At 72.8% G+C, this 19,936-nt stretch carries 1 protein-coding gene; it reads right to left on the reverse strand.

Annotated elements, in window-relative coordinates; translation table 11 throughout:
* Window positions 1–37: 37 nt before the first annotated feature.
* Entirely contained in the window at window positions 38–19,930 is a 19,893-nt protein-coding gene (locus Ahu01nite_RS51055; protein WP_275411830.1) for a type I polyketide synthase, read from the reverse strand.
* Window positions 19,931–19,936: the final 6 nt, after the last annotated feature.

Consider the following 19,936-nt stretch of genomic DNA (forward strand, 5'->3'; position numbering starts at 1 on the left):
CTTCTCGCAGCGTCGGGTGAGGGGGTGGCCGAGCGGGTCAGGAGATGCCGAACTCCTTGCCGAGCAGTTCGAACACCTCGTCATCCGTCGCCGCGTCGATGTCGTCGGACGCCTTCGCCGCGTCGGCGCCGGCCCGGGTGTCGCGCCACGCCGCCAGCAGGGCGGACAGGCGGGCACCGACCCGGTCGTCCTCGTCGTCGCCGGGCTCTATCGAGGCGAGGCTCGCCTCGATCCGGTTCAGCTCGGCGAGCAACGGGGCCACCCCGCCGGGCTCGTCGATCACGAATGACTCCGCGAGCAGGCCGGCCAGATCGAGCGGGGTGGGGTGGTCGAAGATCAGGGTGGCGGGCAGGCGCAGCCCGGTCGCCGCGCCGAGCCGGTTGCGCAGCTCGACGGCGGTCAGCGAGTCGAAGCCCAGCTCGGTGAAGGCGCGCCGGTCGTCGACCGCGTGTGACCCGGGCAGGGCCAGCACGCCCGCGACATGCTCACACACGAGATCCACCAGGGCGGATGTCCGTTCCGAGCCCGGCAGCACGGCCAGCCGGTCCCGCAGGGCGGCCGCCGGATCACCGTTCGGCTCCACGACCGGCCGGGCCGGTGTGCGTACCAGGGCCCGGAACATCGGCGGCACCACCGTGAGCGCCCGTACGGCCCGCAGGTCGAGCCGCATCGGCAGGACCACCGGGTCGGTCCCGCGGGCCACCGCGTCGAACAACTCCAGTCCCTCGGTGACGGTCAGGCCCTCGGCACCGGTGCCCGCCATCCGGGCGCCCATGCCGTCCTCGCCGGACCACAGGCCCCACGCCAGCGACGTCGCGGGTAGGCCCTGAGCGTGCCGGTGACGGGCGAGCCCGTCGAGGAACGCGTTGGCCGCGGCGTAGTTGCCCTGGCCGGCGTTGCCGAACGTGCCGGCGGCGGAGGAGAACAGCACGAACGCGGACAGGTCCAGGTCCCGGGTGAGTTCGTGCAGATGCCACGCCGCGTCCACCTTGGGCCGGAACACCGCGTCGATCCGCTCGGGGGTCAGCGATCCGAGGACCCCGTCGTCGAGGACACCCGCCACGTGCACGACCGCCGAGACCGGGTGCGCGGCCAGCAACGCGGCCACTGCCTCCCGGTCCGCGACGTCACATGCCGCCACCGCGACCTCGGCGCCCAGGCCCGCCAGGTCGTCGCGCAGCTCGTCCATCCGGCCGCTCCGGCTCGCCAGCACCAGCCGGCGCACCCCGTGTGCCGTCACGAGATGCCGGGCCACCAGACCACCCAGCTTGCCGCTCGCACCGGTCACCAGCACCGGACCGGCACCGAACCCGGAATCCGCCGGTGCGGTGGCGGCCGCACGGACGAGCCTCGGCACGAGCACCTCACCGGCACGCACGGCCAGCTCGGGTTCCGCGCTGCTCACGGCCGACTTCCAGTCGTCCTCGGCGCCGACGTCCACCAGCACGAAACGGTCCGGATTCTCCGTACGCGCGGACCGCACCAGCCCCCACACCGCGGCAGCCGCCAGATCCGGCACATCCTCACCGGCATCGACGGCGACCGCACCGCGCGTCACCAGCACCAGACGGGCCCGGGCGCACCGGTTGTCGGCCAGCCAGCCCTGCACCAGTTCCAGCACCGTGTGCGACAGACGGTGCACCTCGTCCGCCCCGCCGGTGCCGTCGCCGTCGCAGCGCATCACGACGTTCTCCGGCAGCGGCTCCCCCGCGTCCAGCGCCGACCTCAGCTCCGCCCAGTCCGCGAACTCCGACACCGGGCCGGCGAGTCCCGCCGCCGGGGACACCGGCACCCAGTCCAGCCGGAACAGCGACTCGCGGCGGCGTACGGGTCCCGGTGACACGGCACGCAGCACCAGTGAGTCCACCGTGGCCACCGGGGCGCCACGGCGGTCCGTGATGGACAGTGCCACCGCCTCCGGGCCCACCGGGGTCAGCCGTACGCGCAGCGCGGTAGCTCCCCCTGCGTGCAGGCGCGCCCCGCTCCACGAGAACGGCAGCCGGCCGTTCCCCGCCGGTGCCAGCACCCCGAACGCCAGCGCGTGCAGCACGGCGTCCAGCAGCGCCGGATGCGCGCCGAACCCGGTGACGTCGACGCCGTCGGGCAGCGCGACGTCGGCGTACACCTCATCCCCGGAGCGCCACACCGATCGCAGGCCCTGGAACACCGGGCCGTACGCGAAGCCGCCGTCGGCCATGCCCTCGTAGAACCCGTCCAGATCGACGGCCTCGGCTCCGGCGGGCGGCCAGTCCCCCGTCTCCGCCGCGGGTCCGGCGTCCCCGGCGGTCAGGAAGCCGCTCGCGTGCCGGACCCACGGGGTGTCCTCGTCCTCGTCGCGGGCGTGGATCGCGACCGGGCGCCGGCCCGCACCGTCCGGTGCGCCCACCCGTACCTGCAGCAGCACACCCGCGCGCCCGGGCAGCACCAGCGGCGCCTCCAGCGTCAGTTCCTCCACGGCGGGGCACCCGACCTGGTCACCGGCGCGGACCGCCAGTTCGAGCAGGGCGGTCCCGGGCAGCAGGACCGACCCCATGATCTCGTGGTCGGCCAGCCACGGATGCGTCCGCAGCGACAGCCGGGCGGTGAACAGGACAGCGTCCTCGTCCGCGAACGCCACCGCGGCACCCAGCAACGGGTGACCCGTGGAACCGAGTCCGAGACCGGTCGCGTCGGTGGCGGGCCGGGTGGTCGTGTCGGGCCAGAACCGCTGCTGCTGGAACGCGTACGTCGGCAGCTCGACCTCGTAGCCGTGGCCGGGGAAGTAGGCGGCCCAGTCGACGTGCACGCCCCTGACGTGGAGCTCGGCGAGCGCGGTCACCACGGCGGTGTCCTCCGCCCGGTCGCCGCGCAGGGCCGGCAGGAAGACCGCGTCCGGCAGGAATTCCTGCCCCAGCGCCGACAGCACCCCGCCCGGGCCGATCTCGACGAACAGGTCGGCACCCGTACCGGTCACCGCGTCGGCGAACCGCACCGACTCCCGCACGTGCCGCACCCAGTACTCCGGCGACGCGAGCTCCTCGGCCGACGTGAGCTCACCGGTCAGCGTCGACACGATCGGGATGACCGGGGTCCCGAAGGACACCCCCTCGAGAACCCGCCGGAAATCGTCGAGCATCGGCTCCATCAGCGGCGAGTGGAACGCGTGGCTCACCCGCAGCCGGGTCACCTTGCGGCCCGCGTCACGCCAGTAGCCGGCAACCACCTCCACATCAGCGGCGACACCGGAGACGACGACAGCGTCAGGGCCGTTCACCGCCGCGATACCCACGCTGTCCGGCAGTTCCGCGACGACCTCGGCCTCGGACGCCTGAATCGCCATCATCACACCGCCCGACGGCAACGCCTGCATCAGCGAACCCCGGGCCGACACGACAGCCGCGGCGTCGGCGAGGGTCCACACCCCGGACACGTGTGCGGCGGCCAGCTCGCCGATCGAGTGGCCCGCCAGCACGTCCGGGCGTACACCCCAGGACTCCAGCAGGCGGAACAGCGCCACCTCGACCGCGAACAACGCCGGCTGGGTCACGCCGGTCTCGTTCAGCGCGCCGGCGTCATCGCCGGCCATGACCTCCCGCACCCGCGGCTCGAACTGCGCCAGCACCCCTTCCAGGGCTTCGGCGAACACCGGGAAACGCCCGGCCAGTTCACGTCCCATGCCCAGGCGCTGCGAGCCCTGACCCGAGAACAGAAAACCAAGCCGATGTTCGTACGCGACCCCGCGCACCACCGCGCCCCCGGTGCGGCCCTCCGTGGCGGCGCTCAGCCCCGCCATCAGCTCCGGGAGGTCACCGCCGAGAACCGCCAGCCGGTGCTCGAACCCGGACCGTGACGTCGCCAGCGCCCGGGCGACCACCGCCGGATCGGGCCCGGGCAGCGCGGCCAGGGCATCCCGGAGCCGCGCCAGCTGCTCCCGCAGGGCCGGCTCGCTCCGGCCGGACACCAGCCACGGGCCGGGCGGAGCGGCGGGAGCCTGGGACACCTCGCGGTCCGGCAGGCCGGGATCCGGCACGGCGTCCTGCGGCACCTCGGGATCCGGCGCCGACTCGATGATCACGTGCGCGTTGGTGCCGCTGAAGCCGAACGACGACACGCCCGCCCGGCGTGGCCGGTCACCCCGCGGCCACGACCGGGCCTCGGTCAGCAGCTCCACGGCGCCGGCGGACCAGTCGATGTGCGGCGAGGGCTCGTCGGCGTGCAGCGTCTTCGGCAGCAGGCCGTTGCGCAGCGCCATGACCATCTTGATGATGCCGCCCACACCGGCGGCGGCCTGGGTGTGGCCGATGTTGGACTTCAGCGAGCCCAGCCAGAGCGGGTCCCCGGCCCGGTCCCGGCCATAGGTGGCCAGCAACGCCTGCGCCTCGATCGGGTCGCCCAGCGTCGTGCCCGTGCCGTGGGCCTCCACGGCGTCGACGTCGTCAGGGGTCAGCCCCGCACCGGCGAGCGCCTGGCGGATCACCCGCTGCTGCGCGGGGCCGTTGGGCGCCGTCAGGCCGTTCGACGCGCCGTCCTGGTTCACCGCCGAGCCGCTCACCACGGCCAGGACGGGGTGCCCGTTGCGGCGGGCGTCGGACAGCCGTTCCAGCACCAGCATCCCGGCGCCCTCGCCCCAGCCGGTGCCGTTGGCCCCGGCGGAGAACGAGCGGCACCGGCCGTCCGGCGACAGTCCCTGCTGACGGCTGAAGTCGATGAACGCGCCGGGCGTCGCCATGACGGTGGCACCGCCGGCGAGCGCGAGCGAGCACTCACCGGAGCGCAGCGCCTGCACCGCCAGGTGGAGCGCCACCAGCGACGAGGAACAGGCCGTGTCGACCGTCATCGCGGGGCCTTCGAGCCCGAACACGTAGGACAGCCGGCCGGACGCGACGCTGCCCGCGTTGCCGGTGCCGAGGAAGCTCTCGACCCCCGGCGGGACGCTGAACAGCTGGGAGGCGTAGTCGTGGTACATGACGCCCGCGAACACGCCGGTCGCGCTCCCGCGCAGCGAGCGCGGATCGATGCCCGCCCGCTCGAACGCCTCCCACGAGGTCTCCAGCAACAACCGCTGCTGCGGGTCCATCGCCAGCGCCTCGCGGGGCGAGATGCCGAAGAACGCCGGATCGAAACGGTCGGCGTCGTGCAGGAAACCACCCTCGCGGGTGTACGAGCTGCCCGCCCGCTCGCCCGAAGGGTCGTACAGCGACTCCACGTCCCACCCGCGCCCGTCCGGGAACCGCGTGATGCCCTCGGCCCCGTCGGCGAGCAACCGCCACAGGTCCTCGGGCGTACGCACTCCACCCGGGTAGCGGCAGCTCATGCCGACGAGCGCGATCGGCTCGCCGGTCACCGCGACGAAGGCGGGCACGGCAACCGCGGTGGCGGGGGCGTCCGCGAGCTCGTCGCCGAGCAGCGCGGCCAGCGCGGCGGGGGTCGGATAGTCGAAGATCAGCGTCGCCGGCAACCGCAGACCCGAGGCCACGTTGAGCCGGTTCCGCAGGTCGATCGCGGTCAGCGAGTCGAAGCCCAGCTCGGTGAACACCTGGCCGAGCGCGACCGCCTCCGGACCGGCGTGCCCGAGCACCGCGGCGACCTGGGTGCGGACCAGGTCCAGCAGCACCCGGACGCGTTCGTCCGCGTCCAGCGGCGCCAGCCGGGTCCGCAACGCGGCGGCCGGGTCGGCGCCGCTCCCCGCCGCCCTGCGGCTCGTCGTCCGCACGAGACCGCTGAACATCGGCGGCACCGCGACGGCGCCGCGCAGCGCGCGCAGGTCGAGCCGCATCGGTACGACAACCGGGGCGGAACCGCCGACGGCGGCGTCGAACAACGCGAGGCCCTCCCGCGCGGAGAGCCCGGCGGTGTCGGCGGCCGCCACCTGAGCTCCCATGCCCGCCGCCCACAGTCCCCACGCCAGCGAGGTCGCGGGCAGGCCCGCCGCGCGCCGGTGCCGGGCCAGGGCGTCCAGATACGCGTTGGCCGCCGCGTAGTTCCCCTGGCCAGGACCGCCTAGGGTGCCCGCCACCGAGGAGAACAGTACGAACGCGGACAGGTCCAGGTCCCGGGTCAGCTCGTGCAGATGCCACGCCGCGTCCACCTTGGGCCGGAAGACCACGTCGATCTGCTCGGCGGTCAGCGAGCCGATGGTCCCGTCGGCCAGGACCCCCGCGGTGTGCACGACAGCGGTCACGGGATGCGCCGCGAGCAGCGCGGCCACCGCGTCCCGGTCGGCCACGTCGCAGGCCACCACGGCCACCTCGGTGCCCAGAGCGGTCAGTTCGTCGCGCAGTGCCACGGCACCGTCCGCCGTGTCGCCGCGCCTGCTGGCCAGGATCAGCCGGCGGACGCCGTACCGCTCGGCGAGGTGCCGGGCGACCAGGCCGCCCAGCGCGCCCGACGCACCCGTCACCAGCACCGAGCTGTCCGGTCCGAACGCCGGGCCGGCGCCGGCCTCCGGGCGCAGCCGGGCCAGCCGGGCCGCGTAGGTCGTCGAGTCGCGCACCGCGAGCTGGGGTTCGCCGGTGGCGAGGGCCGCCGTCCAGCCGTCCTCGTCGTCGGTGTCCACCAGCACCAGCCGGCCGGGGTTCTCCGTCTGCGCCGAGCGGAGCAGGCCCCACACCGCGGCCGACACCGCGGCGGGTACGTCGATCTCGTCGCCGACCGCCACCGCGCCGCGGGTGACCACCACCAGCTTCGACTCGATGGTGCGGTCGTCGGCCAGCCAGCCCTGCACGAGTTCCAGAGCGGTGAGCACCTCCGCGCGTACGGCGGCCACGTCACCGGAGCCGGCGGAGCGCACCACGACGTGGTCCGGCAGGGTCTCCCCCGCGTCGAGTGCCGACCGCACCGCGGCCCAGCCGGTGAACTCCGCCACCGAGCCGGCGCTGCCCGCGGACGCGGGAACGGGCACCCAGTCGAGGTGGAACAGCGAGTCCCAGCCCTGCTGCTCCGACGGTGCCGAAAACGGCCGGAGCACCAGCGAGTCGATCGTCGCCACCGGTGCGCCCGTGTCATCCGCGACCGTCAGCGCCACGCCGCCGGTCCCCGTGGGCGACAGCCGTACCCGCAGCGCCGTCGCGCCGGAGGCGTGCAACCGGACACCCGACCAGGAGAATGGCAACCGCCCGGGACCGTCGCCACCGGCCAGGCCGATGGCGTGCAGCGCCGCGTCGAGCAACGCCGGATGCAGCCCGAAAGCGGCCGCCTCAGCCCCGTCCGGCAACGCGACCTCGGCGTATACGTCGTCTCCCGAGCGCCAGGCCGCCCGCAGGCCCTGGAACACGGGCCCGTATCCGAAGCCACCGTCGGCCATCCGGTCGTAGTGGCCGGTCAGGTCCACGGCCTCCGCGCCGGGGGGCGGCCAGGTGCCGACGCCGGCCGGGACCGGTCCGGCGCCGACCGCCAGGACGCCGCTCGCGTGCCGGATCCACAGGTCGCTGTCGTCGCCCCGGGCATGGACCGTCAGCGTGCGCCGGCCCGATTCGTCCGGCGCTCCCACCCGTACCTGGATCCGGACGCCACCGTGCTCGGGCAGTACCAGCGGGACCTCGAGGGTCAGCTCCTCGACCAGGTCACAGCCCAGCTCGTCGCCGGCCCGGACGGCGAGCTCGACGAACGCCGTACCGGGCACCAGGACCGCGCCCTGGATCGCGTGATCGGCGAGCCAGGGGTGGGATTCCAGGGACAACCGGCCGGTAAGCAGCTGCCAGTCCGAGTCGGCGGTGTCGATGACCGCGCCGAGCAGGGGGTGCCCGGCCGCGCCGAGCCCGGCCGCGCCGAGGTCGCCCGCCGACACACCGGCGTCCAGCCAGTAGCGCTGGTACTGGAATGCGTACGTCGGCAGCTCGACACGCCTGGCACCGCGACCGGCGAAGAACGCTTCCCAGCCGACCTTCACGCCGCGCGTGCCGAGCTGTGCCACCGCGGAGATCAGCGCGGTCTCCTCCGGCCGGTCCGCCCGCAGCAGCGGCACGAAGCCGGCGCCCGGGGCGGATTCCTGGCCCAGGGCGGTCAGCGTGGCACCGGGGCCGATCTCGACAAACGTGAGCATGCCGTCCGCCACCATCGACTCCACGGCCGCGGCGAAGCGCACCGGTTGGCGTACGTGCCGCACCCAGTAGTCCGGCGAGGCGAGCTCGTCGGCGAGGGCGAGCCGTCCCGTCAGCGTGGACACGATCGGGACGGTGGGTGCGTGGTAGGCGACGTCTTCCAGCACCTGCCGGAACTCGCCGAGCATCGGCTCCATCAGCGGCGAGTGGAACGCGTGGCTCACGGTCAACCGGGTCACCTTGCGCCCGGCCGCACGCCAGCGATCGGCGACAGCATCGGCGTCGGCGGCCGCACCGGAGATCACGACCGAGTCCGGGCCGTTGACCGCCGCGATGCCGAGGGTGTCCGGCAGGTCCGCCGCGACCTCGGCCTCGGACGCCTGGATCGCCACCATCGCACCGCCCTCGGGCAGCGCCTGCATGAGCGAGCCCCGGGCCGCCACCACCCTGGCGGCGTCGGACAGCGACCACAGGCCGGACACGTGGGCCGCGGCCAGCTCGCCGATCGAGTGCCCGGCCAGCATGGTGGGCCGGATGCCCCACGACTCGAGCAGCCGGAAGAGTGCCACCTCGATCGCGAACAACGCCGGCTGCGTCACTGCCGTCCCGTTCAGCGCCTCCGCGTCGGCGACGTCGCGGACAGCGGGGTCGAAATGACCGAGGACCTCGTCGAGGGCCTCGGCGAAGACGGGGAAGCGCTCCGCGAGCTCCCGGCCCATGCCCAGCCGCTGCGAGCCCTGCCCGGAGAACAGGAAACCCACCCCGCCCATCGCGGGGAGCCCCGAGACGAGGCCGGGGAATTCGCTCTCCCCGGCCAGGGCGTCGAGCCCGGCCAGCAACGCCGCCCGGTCGTCCGTCACCAGGGCGGCCCGGTGGTCGAAGGCCGAACGGGTCGCCGCCAACGAGTAGGCGAAGTCCAGCACGCCGGTCTCCGGCTCTCCGGCGACGCGCTCCCGCAGCCGGGCCGCCTGGTCCCGCAACGCCTTCGCGCTGCGCGCGGACAGCATCAGCGGCACGACGCCGCCGGCCGGGGCCGGGTGGGTGCCCTCGTCGGGAGCCTGCTCGATGATGGTGTGCGCGTTCGTGCCGCTGATGCCGAACGACGACACCCCGCCCCGGCGTACCCGGCCGGTCTCCGGCCACGGCCGGGCCCGGGTCAGCAGCTCGACGTCGCCGGCGGACCAGTCCACCTGGGACGAGGGCTCGGTGACGTGCAGGGTCGGTGGCAGCACGCCGTGCCGCATCGCCATGATCATCTTGATGATGCCCGCGACGCCGGCGGCGGCCTGCGTGTGGCCGATGTTCGACTTGATCGAGCCGAGCCACAGCGGCTCACCGGTGCGGTCCTGACCGTACGTGGCGAGCAGCGCCTGGGCCTCGATCGGGTCGCCGAGCGTCGTGCCGGTGCCGTGTGCCTCGACCGTGTCGATGTCGGACGGTGTCAGCCCGGCACCGGCGAGGGCCTGCCGGATCACCCGCTGCTGCGACGGTCCGTTCGGGGCGGTCAGGCCGTTCGACGCGCCGTCCTGGTTGATCGCGGAGCCCCGCACGATCGCGAGGACCGGGTGCCCGTTGCGGCGGGCGTCCGACAACCGCTCGACGAGAAGCATGCCGACGCCCTCGCCCCAGCCCGTACCGTCGGCGGTGTCGGAGAACGACTTGCACCGGCCATCGGCGGCCAGCCCGCCCTGACGGCTGAAGTCCACGAACGTGGCCGCCGTGGACATCACCGCCACACCGCCCGCCAGCGCCAGCTCGCATTCACCCGTACGCAGTGCCTGCACCGCCATGTGCAGGGCGACCAGCGACGACGAGCACGCCGTGTCCACCGTCACCGCGGGACCCTCCAGCCCCAGGACGTACGCGACCCGGCCGGACGCGACGCTGCCGGACGCGCCGGTGCCCAGGTGACCCAGCACGTCCTGCGGCACGGACCGCAGCCGGGCCGCGTAGTCGTGGTACATCAGCCCCGCGAACACGCCGGTCGCGCTGCCCCGTGCCGTCTCGGGGGCGATCCCGGCGCGCTCGAACGCCTCCCAGGACGCCTCCAGCAGCAGCCGCTGCTGCGGGTCCATCGCGAGCGCCTCCCGCGGTGAGATGCCGAAGAACGCCGGATCGAACTGGTCGGCGTCGTAGAGGAAGCCGCCCTCACGGGAGTACGACGTACCCGGGTGGTCCCGGTCCGGGTGGTACAGGCTCGCCAGGTCCCAGCCGCGGTTGACGGGGAACTCGCCGATGGCGTCGGCGCCGTCCAGCACGAGCCGCCACAGGTCCTCCGGCGTGTTGACCCCGCCGGGGTAGCGGCAGCTCATGCCGATGATCGCGATCGGGTCGCCGGTCACCGCCGCCGGCGTACGGGTGGTCGTCACGGCGGCGGGGGCGCCCTCGAGCCCGGTGTCGAGGAATGCGGCCACCGCCTGGGGTGACGGGTAGTCGAAGACCAGCGTGGCCGGCAGGCGCAGCTCGGTGGCCGCGTTGAGGTTGTTGCGCAGTTCGACGGCGCTGAGCGAGTCGAATCCCAGGTCCCGGAACGCGCGGTCCGGCGCGATGGCGTGTGCCGAGCCGTGGCCGAGCACCACGGCCACGTGGGCGAGCACCAGGTCGAGCAGCGTCTGCTGCCGTTCCGCCGCGGTCAGGCCGGCGAGAGACCGCGCCAACGCCGATCCCGCCGCGGAGCCGGCTTCGGCGGCCCGGCGTGCCGTGCCCCGCACCAGCCCGCGCAGCAGGGGCGGCACGGGCCAGGATCGTGCCTGCTGACGCATCGCCGGCAGGTCCATCGGTGCCGGGACCAGGGTGGCCCGTCCGGTCGTGGCAGCCGCGTCGAACAGCGCCAGGCCCTCCTCGGTCCGCAGCGGCACAAAACCGCTCCGGCTCATGCGCTTCAGGTCCGCGTCGTCGAGATGGCCCGTCATGCCACTGGCCTCGGCCCACAGGCCCCACGCCAGCGAGGTGGCGGGCAGGCCCCGGGCCCGGCGGTGCTGCGCCAGCGCGTCCAGGAACGTGTTGGCCGACGAGTAGTTGCCCTGGCCCGAACCGCCGAACACGCCCGCGACGGCGGAGAACAGCACGAACGCCGACAGGTCCGCGTCCTTCGTCAGGTCATGCAGGTTCCACGCCGCATCCACCTTCGGCCGGAACACACCGTCGATCCGCTCCGGCGTCAGCGATCCGATCGTCGCGTCGTCCAGCACACCCGCCGTGTGCACGACCGCGGAGATCTCATGCCCGGCCAGCAACGCCGCCACGGCGTCCCGATCCGCCACGTCACACGCCGCGAGCACCACATCGGCGCCCAGCGCGGTCAGTTCCGCACGCAACTCCTCCGCACCCTCGGCGGCCGCACCACGCCGGCTCACCAGCACCAGGCTCCGGACATCGCGTTCCGCGACCAGATGCCGGGCGATCAGGCCACCGAGCGTGCCCGTCGCACCGGTGACCAGAACGGCGCCCGTACCGAACCCGGGATCCTCCACCACCGAACGCTCGACCCTGGCCAGACGCGGGACAATGACCACACCCGACCGCACCGCCAGCTGCGGCTCACCCGTTGCCAGGGCCGCCGCCAGCGCCTCCGGCGATACCTCGTCCTCGTCCACGTCGACCAGCACGAACCGGTCCGGGTTCTCCGACTGCGCCGAACGCACCAGACCCCACACCGCCGCCTGCGCCAGCCCCGGCACCTCATCACCGGCACCCACAGCAACCGCACCCCGGGTCACGATCACCAGACGCGGGCCCTCCTGCGACAACCAGGACTGCACCGTGGCCAGCGCCCAGTGCGCCACCTCGTGGGCCGCGGACGCCGGATCGGCACCGGTTGGCATCGGGCAGGTAAGGACGGCGAAGTCGGGCAGCGCCGTCTCCGCGCCCGCCCAGCCGACCGAGGGGAGGTCGCCGCCGGGCAGCGCGACCGGCACCCAGTCCAGGCCGAACAGCGCGTCGCCGGTGCCGTCGCCGGCCAATTGCTCCTGCGAGACCGGGCGCAGCACCAGCGAGTCCACCGTCGCGACCGGGGCGCCCGTGCCGTCCGCCACCGCCAGGGCCACCCGGTCCTCGCCCGACGGCGTCAGGCGTACCCGCAGCAGTTCCGCGCCGGAGGCGTACAGGCGCACACCCGACCAGGAGAACGGCAGCCGGCCGGGTCCGCCGGCATCGCCGATCAGGCCGATGGCGTGCAGCGCCGCGTCGAGCAGGGCCGGGTGCAGGCCGAAGCCCTCCGCCCCCACACCCTCGGGCAGCGCCACTTCGGCGTAGACCTCGCCGTCGAGCCGCCAGGCCGCCCGCAGGCCCTGGAACATCGGTCCGTACCCGAAACCGGCCTCGGTCATGTGGTGGTAGAAGCCGTCCAGGGCGACGGCCTCGGCACCGGCGGGCGGCCACTCCGGCAACGGGATACCGGCGGAGCGGGCAGCCGTGCCGAGCAGTCCGGTGGCATGCCGGGTCCACGAGCGGCCGTCGTCACCCGCGCTGGAGTGGAAGCTGATCTCCCGGCGGCCCGATCCGTCCGGGGAGCCGACCGACACCTGCACGAGCGTCGCGCCGTCTGCGGGCAGGACCAGCGGCGCCTCCAGGGTCAGTTCCTCCACGACGTCGCAGCCGACCTGGTCACCCGCGCGGATCGCCAGCTCGGCGAACGCCGTCCCGGGCAGCAGGATCGAGCCGAGCACGGCGTGGTCGGCGAGCCACGGGTGGCTGCGTACCGAGAGCCGTCCGGTCAGCAGTGCCCCGTCCGTGCCGCCGAGGACGACGGCCGCGCCCAGCAGGGGGTGTTCGGCCGCGCCGAGCCCGGCCGCCGCGACATCCCCCACCGAGGGCAGCACGGCCGGCCAGTAACGCTCGCGCTGGAACGCATAGGTCGGCAGTTCCACCCGGCGGCCGCTGTCGCCGCCGAAGAACGGCTCCCAGTCCACGCGTACGCCACGGACATGCAGCTGCCCCGCAGCAGTGACAACAGCGAGTTCCTCAGATCTGTCAGTACGCAGCACGGGCACGAACACCGCGTCCGGCAACGACTCCTGACCCAACGCCGACAACACGCCACCGGGCCCGATCTCAACGAAGACGTCAGCACCCGTGGCAACCACCGCGTCAGCGAACCGGACCGCCTCGCGCACATGCCGCACCCAGTAGTCGGGTGACGTGATCTCCCCCGCGGCCACGATCGGAATCGTCGGCGTCCCGAACGACACCCCCTCCAGCACCGCACGGAACTCGTCGAGCATCGGCTCCATCAACGGCGAATGGAACGCATGACTGACCTTGAGCCGCGTGACCTTCCGGCCCGCGTCACGCCACCGCTCTGCCACCGCGTCCACATCAGCGGCGACCCCGGAAAGGACCACCGAATTCGGGCCGTTCACCGCAGCCAAACCCACCGTGCCCGACAAATCGGAAGCGAGCTCGGCCTCGGACGCCTGGATCGCCACCATCGCACCACCCGACGGCAACGCCTGCATCAACGAACCACGCGCCGACACCACCTTCGCCGCATCCTCCAACGACCACACACCAGCCACATACGCCGCCGCCAACTCACCAATCGAATGACCCGCCAACACATCCGGCCTGATGCCCCACGACTCCAAGAGCCGGAACAGCGCCACCTCAACGGCGAACAAAGCAGGCTGCGTCACCGCCGTCTCGTTCAACGACTCCGCATCCGCGACCTCACGAACGGTCGGATCGAAATGACTGAGGACCTCGTCGAAAGCCGAGGCGAACACCGGGAAACGGCCCGCCAGCTCACGACCCATGCCGAGCCGCTGCGAACCCTGACCCGAGAACAGGAAAGCCAGCCGTGGCGCACCAGCCTCGCCGACGCTGCCCCGCCCCTCGGCGAGAGCCGCGAGCAGGTCGAGCATCGTGTCCCGGTCCTCGGCGACCAGCACGGCACGATGCTCCAGCTGTGCCCGCGTCGCGACCAGCGCCCGGCCCGTCTCCGCCAGGGTCAGGCCGGAGTTGTCCCGCACGAAGGACAGCAGGCGGGAAGCCTGCTCCCGCAACGCCTCCGCGGTCCGCGCCGACACCGGCCACGGAACGACCCCACCGGCCGGCGGGGGTTCCATGGCCACCACCGGCTCCGTCGCGGGCGCCTGCTCGATGATGGCGTGCGCGTTCGTACCGCTGAATCCGAACGACGACACCCCGGCGCGCCGCGGATGTCCGTTCTCGGGCCATGGCCGCGCCTCCGCCAGCAACCGCACCGTGGCGCCGGACCAGTCGATGTGGGGTGACGGCTCCTGCGCGTGCAGGGTCCGCGGTAGCAGACCGTTCCGCATCGCCATGACCATCTTGATCACGCCCGCGACGCCCGCGGCGGCCTGCGCGTGCCCGATGTTCGACTTGATCGAGCCGAGCCACAGCGGCTCACCGAGACGGTCCTGGCCATACGTGGCGATCAGCGCCTGCGCCTCGATCGGGTCGCCCAGCGTCGTGCCGGTGCCGTGCGCCTCCACGGCGTCCACCTCGGCGGGCACCAGACCGGCGGCGGACAGTGCCTGCCGGATCACCCGTTGCTGCGCGGGCCCGTTCGGTGCGGTCAGGCCGTTCGACGCGCCGTCCTGGTTCACCGCGGAACCGCGGACGACAGCGAGCACCTGATGGCCGTTGCGCTGAGCGTCCGACAGCCGTTCCACGCACAGCATGCCGACACCCTCGCCCCAGCCGGTGCCGTCCGCGCCCGCTCCGAACGCCTTGCACCGGCCGTCCTCCGCGAGCCCGCGCTGCCGGCTGAACTCGATGAACGCGAACGGCAGGTTCATCACCGTCACGCCACCGGCCAGGGCCATCTCGCACTCACCGGCCCGCAGTGCCTGCACGGCCAGGTGCAACGCCACGAGCGACGACGAGCACGCCGTGTCCACGGTGACAGCCGGGCCTTCGAGGCCGAAGAAGTAGGACAGCCGGCCCGACATGACGCTGGCCGCGTTGCCCGTCGACAGGTAGCCACCGGCGTCGTCGGTCGACGCGGCCACCAGTGGCGCGTAGTCCTGCAGGTTCGAGCCCACGAACACGCCGACGCGGGCGCCGCGTACGGAGTCCGGGTCGATGCCGGCCCGTTCGAACGTCTCCCACGACGTCTCCATCAGGAGCCGCTGCTGCGGGTCCATGGCGAGGGCCTCCCGCGGGGAGATCCCGAAGAAGTCCGCGTCGAAGTCCGCCATGTCGTCGAGGAAGGCGCCCATCCGGGTGTACGACGTGCCGACGCTCGCGGGATCCGGGTCGTACAGCCGGTCCAGATCCCAGCCCCGATCGGCGGGGAACTCCGATACCAGGTCGCCCCCGGATCGCAGGACCTCCCACAGCTCTTCGGGGCTCGACACGCCGCCGGGGAACCGGCACGCCATCGACACGATCGCGATCGGCTCGTCGCTCACCCCCGCCGGGGCCACGGGGATGAACGCGGCTGTGCCGGACAGCTCGGCGCGCAGGTGGGCCGCCAGTGCCGTGGCGTTCGGATAATCGAAGATCAAGGTCGCGGGCAGGGGTACGCCCGTCGCCTCACTCAACCGCGTCCGCAGCTCGACCGCGGTGAGCGAGTCGAAGCCCAGGTCCTTGAACGCGCGCACCGGGGAGAACGCGTCGCCGGACACGTGACCCAGCACCATGGCGGCCTCGAAGCGGACCACCTCGGTCAGTTCCCGTTCCTGCCCGGCCGCGTCCATGCCGGCCAGCCGCTGGGTGAGTGCCGAGCCGCCCTGCTCCGCCGGTGCGGCGTCGAACACCGCCCGGACGGCGGGCAGCTCGCCGAGCAGCGGGCTCATCCGCTGCACCATGAACGTGCCGGCGAACCGCTGCCAGTCGACGTCGGCGATGACGATGTTCCCGTCGCCGCGCTCGAGGGCCGTGGCGAGACCGGCGACGGCGGCCCCGGGTGCCAGCAGGGCGAGACCCCTGCGCTGCAGGTGCGTGGCCACGTCACGGGTCGCCACCAGACCGCCGCCCGCCCACGGTCCCCATGCGACGGCTGTCGCCGGCAGGCCCGCCGCCCTGCGGTGCTCGGCGAGGGCGTCCAGGTAGGCGTTGGCCGAGGCGTACGCGCCCTGCCCGCCACTGCCCCAGACACCGGCGATCGAGGAGAACATCACGAACGCGTCCAGCGGCGTCCCGGACAGCAGCTCGTGCAGGTTCCAGGCCCCGTCCACCTTCGCCTTCAGCACCTCGGCGAATCCGGTGAGGTCGTCGGTGCCGAGGTCGGCGAGTGCCCCTGACCGCTCGATGCCCGCGGCGTGCACGACGGCCGTAAGGGCCGGGATCCGCTCCAGCAGCGCCGCGACGGAGTCCCGGTCCGAGATGTCGCAGGCCTCGACCGTGACGGTCGCGCCCCGCCCGGCGAGCTCGGAGATCAGCTCCTCGGCGCCGTCGGCGGCACGGCCCCGGCGGCTCGTCAGGACGATGTGCCCGGCGCCGTGCGCCGCCAGCCAGCGTGCGACATGCCCGCCCAGGGCCCCGAGACCACCGGTCACCAGCACGGTTCCCCGTGGTGTCCAGCGCGTGCCGGACGTCTCACCGGCAGGCGCGGGTGCCAGCCGGCGTCCCAGGATCCCGGCGCCGCGCACCGCGACCTGGTCCTCGCCGGCGGTTCCGGCCAGGACCGACACGAACAGGTCACCGGTCCGGTCGTCGCACACCTCGGGCAGGTCGACGAGACCACCCCAGCGGTCCGGCTGTTCGAGCGCGGCGACCCGGCCGAGACCCCACAGCATCGACTGGGCGTAGCCGTCCACGGTGTCACCCGGGGCAGCCGCCACGGCGCCGGACGTCACCGCCCACAGCGGCGCGGGCTCGCCGGTGTCGCCGAGCGCCCGGAGCAGGCCGATCGTGCTGGTGACACCCGCGGGGACGTCCGACGGGCCGGCGTCGGCGAGTCCCAGCAGCGAGACGACTCCACGCAGCCCGGAGACCCGGTTCGCAAGGCCGGCCCAGTCCACCGCCGTGGGATCCACTTCCAGGACGTGCACGTCGGCGCCGTGGCGGGCCAGCGAATCGCGGACCCACCCGGTGCGGGTCTCACCGTCCGGTGCCACGAGCAGCCAGACACCCTCCAGCTCCCGGGGTTCCGGGGTCACCGGCTGCCAGTCGATCCGGTACCGCCAGCCGTCCGAGGTGGATCGGTCCCGCTGCTCGCGGCGCCACGCCGACAGCCGGGGCAGCACCGCACTCAGCGGGTCGGTGGACGACACGTCGAGGGTGCGCGTCAGACCGTCGAGGTCACCGCCCTCGACAACCTCCCAGAACCGCGCTTCGACCGGCGACAGCCGCTGGATGAACGAGTCGAGCGGGAGCGCGTCGAGCCAGTAACGCTCGCGCTGGAACGCATAGGTGGGCAGATCCACCCGCCGGCCGCCCATGCCCTCGAAGTAGGCGTTCCAATCAACCGCCACTCCCCGCACATGCAACCGGCCGACAGCAGAGACAACAGCAAGCTCTTCAGATCTGTCAGTACGCAGTGCGGGCACGAAAACCGCATCCGGCAACGATTCCTGGCCCAACGCGGACAGCACACCACCCGGACCGATTTCGAGGAAGACGTCAGCACCCGTAGCAGCTACCGCGTCCCCGAACCGAACGGCATCGCGGACATGCCGCACCCAATACTCCGGCGACGTGATCTCCCCCGCGGACACGATCGGAATCGTCGGAGTCCCAAACGACACACCCTCCAACACCCGGCGGAAGTCATCCAGCATCGGTTCCATCAGAGGTGAGTGGAACGCATGACTGACCTTCAACCGGGTCACCTTCCGGCCGGCCTCACGCCACCGCTCTGCAACCGCGTCCACGTCAGCAGCGACACCAGAGATCACGACCGAGGTCGGGCCGTTCACCGCAGCCAAACCCACCGTGTCCGACAAATCCGGCATGACCTCGGCCTCGGAGGCTTGGATCGCCGCCATCGCACCGCCGGACGGCAACGCCTGCATCAAACGACCACGCGCAGAGACAACTTTTGTTGCGTCCTCCAGCGACCACACACCCGACACATACGCCGCCGCGAGCTCACCAATCGAATGACCCGCAAGCACATCGGGCTTGATGCCCCACGACTCCAGGAGCCGGAACAGCGCCACCTCAACCGCAAACAAAGCAGGCTGCGTCACCGCCGTCTCGTTCAACGACTCCGCATCAGCGACCTCACGAACAGCCGGGTCGAAATGACTGAGGACCTCGTCGAAAGCCGAGGCGAACACCAGGAAACGCTCCGCCAGCTCGTGGCCCATACCCAGACGCTGCGAACCCTGACCCGAGAACAGGAAAGCCAACCGCGACGGGGCAGCCTCACCCACGACAGGCAACGCCGCCAACGCCTGACGGAACTCCGCCACGTCCGACGCGACAACAACCGCGCGATGCTCCAACGCCGCCCGCGACGTCGCCAGCGAGAAGCCCACATCAACCGGTGCGAGCCCGTCCACGAACGACGCGAGCCGCGCAGCTTGCTCCCGCAGAGCTTCGGGGCTGCGGGCCGACAACACCCACGGCACCAAGCCGTCGAACGACGACTCCTCGTCCTCCGGCTGAGTTTCCGGGGCCTGCTCGATGATGACGTGCGCGTTCGTGCCGCTCACACCGAACGACGACACACCGGCCCGCCGCGGCTGGCCCGTCTCCGGCCAGGGCCGGGCCTCGGTCAGCAGCTCCACCGCGCCCGCGGACCAGTCCACGTGTGTCGACGGCTCGTCCACGTTCAGCGTCGCGGGCAGCAGGCCGTGCCGGATTCCCATGACCATCTTGATGATGCCGGCGACACCGGCGGCGGCCTGCGTGTGGCCGATGTTCGACTTCACCGAACCGAGCAGCAACGGACGGTCAGCGGGACGGTCCTGACCATACGTAGACAGCAACGCCTGCGCCTCGATCGGGTCACCGAGCTTGGTACCCGTACCGTGCGCTTCGACCGCATCGACCTGCACCGCCGACAACCCCGCACCGGCCAGGGCCTGCCGGATCACCCGCTGCTGCGACGGACCGTTCGGCGCCGTCAGACCGTTCGACGCACCATCCTGATTGACCGCCGAACCCCGCACCAGTGCCAGCACCGGATGACCGTTGCGCTGGGCATCCGACAGCCGCTCCAGGAGCAGCAGGCCGACGCCCTCGCCCCAGCCCGTACCGTCGGCGGCATCGGCGAACGCCTTGCAGCGGCCGTCCTGGGCCAGGCCCCGCTGGCGGCTGAAGTCGACGAAGACCCCGGGGGTCGACATCACCGTGACGCCGCCCGCAATGGCCAGCGGGGACTCGCCGTGCCGCAGCGCGTGGACGGCGAGATGCAGCGCTGCCAGGGACGACGAACATGCCGTGTCGATGGTCAGCGCGGGGCCCTCGAAGCCCATCGTGTAGGCGATGCGGCCGGAGATGACGCTCGCCGCGTTGCCCGTGCCGAGGAAGCCCTCGTAGCCCTCCGGCACCCCTGCGAACAGGCGGGCCGCGTAGTCCTGCATGTTGGTGCCGACGAACACACCGGTGCTGCTGCCGCGGAGCGTACGGGGATCGATCCCGGCCCTTTCGAACAGCTCCCACGACGTTTCCAGCAGCAACCGCTGCTGCGGGTCCATCGCCACGGCCTCCCGCGGCGAGATCCCGAAGAAGGCGGCGTCGAAGTCCGCCATGTCGTGCAGGAACGCGCCCTCGCGGGTGTACGAGGTCCCCTGCCGGTCGGGGTCGTCGTCGAAGAGCGCCGTCAGGTCCCAGCCCCGGTTGACGGGAAATCCGGAGACCGCGTCCTCCCCGTCGCGCAGCAGCCGCCAGAGGTCCTCCGGCGATCGCACACCGCCCGGGAACCGGCAGCTCATGCCGACGATGGCGATCGGCTCGGCCGCGCGCTCCTGCGACTCGCGCAGCTTGCCGCGGGCCTCCTGCAGGTCCACGGTGGCCCGCCGGAGGTAGGCGAGATACTTGTCCTCGTTCGACATGGGGTT

Origin of the sequence: Winogradskya humida, from assembly GCF_016862215.1 — a bacterium.
In the GTDB taxonomy this organism is placed as follows: domain Bacteria; phylum Actinomycetota; class Actinomycetes; order Mycobacteriales; family Micromonosporaceae; genus Actinoplanes; species Actinoplanes humidus.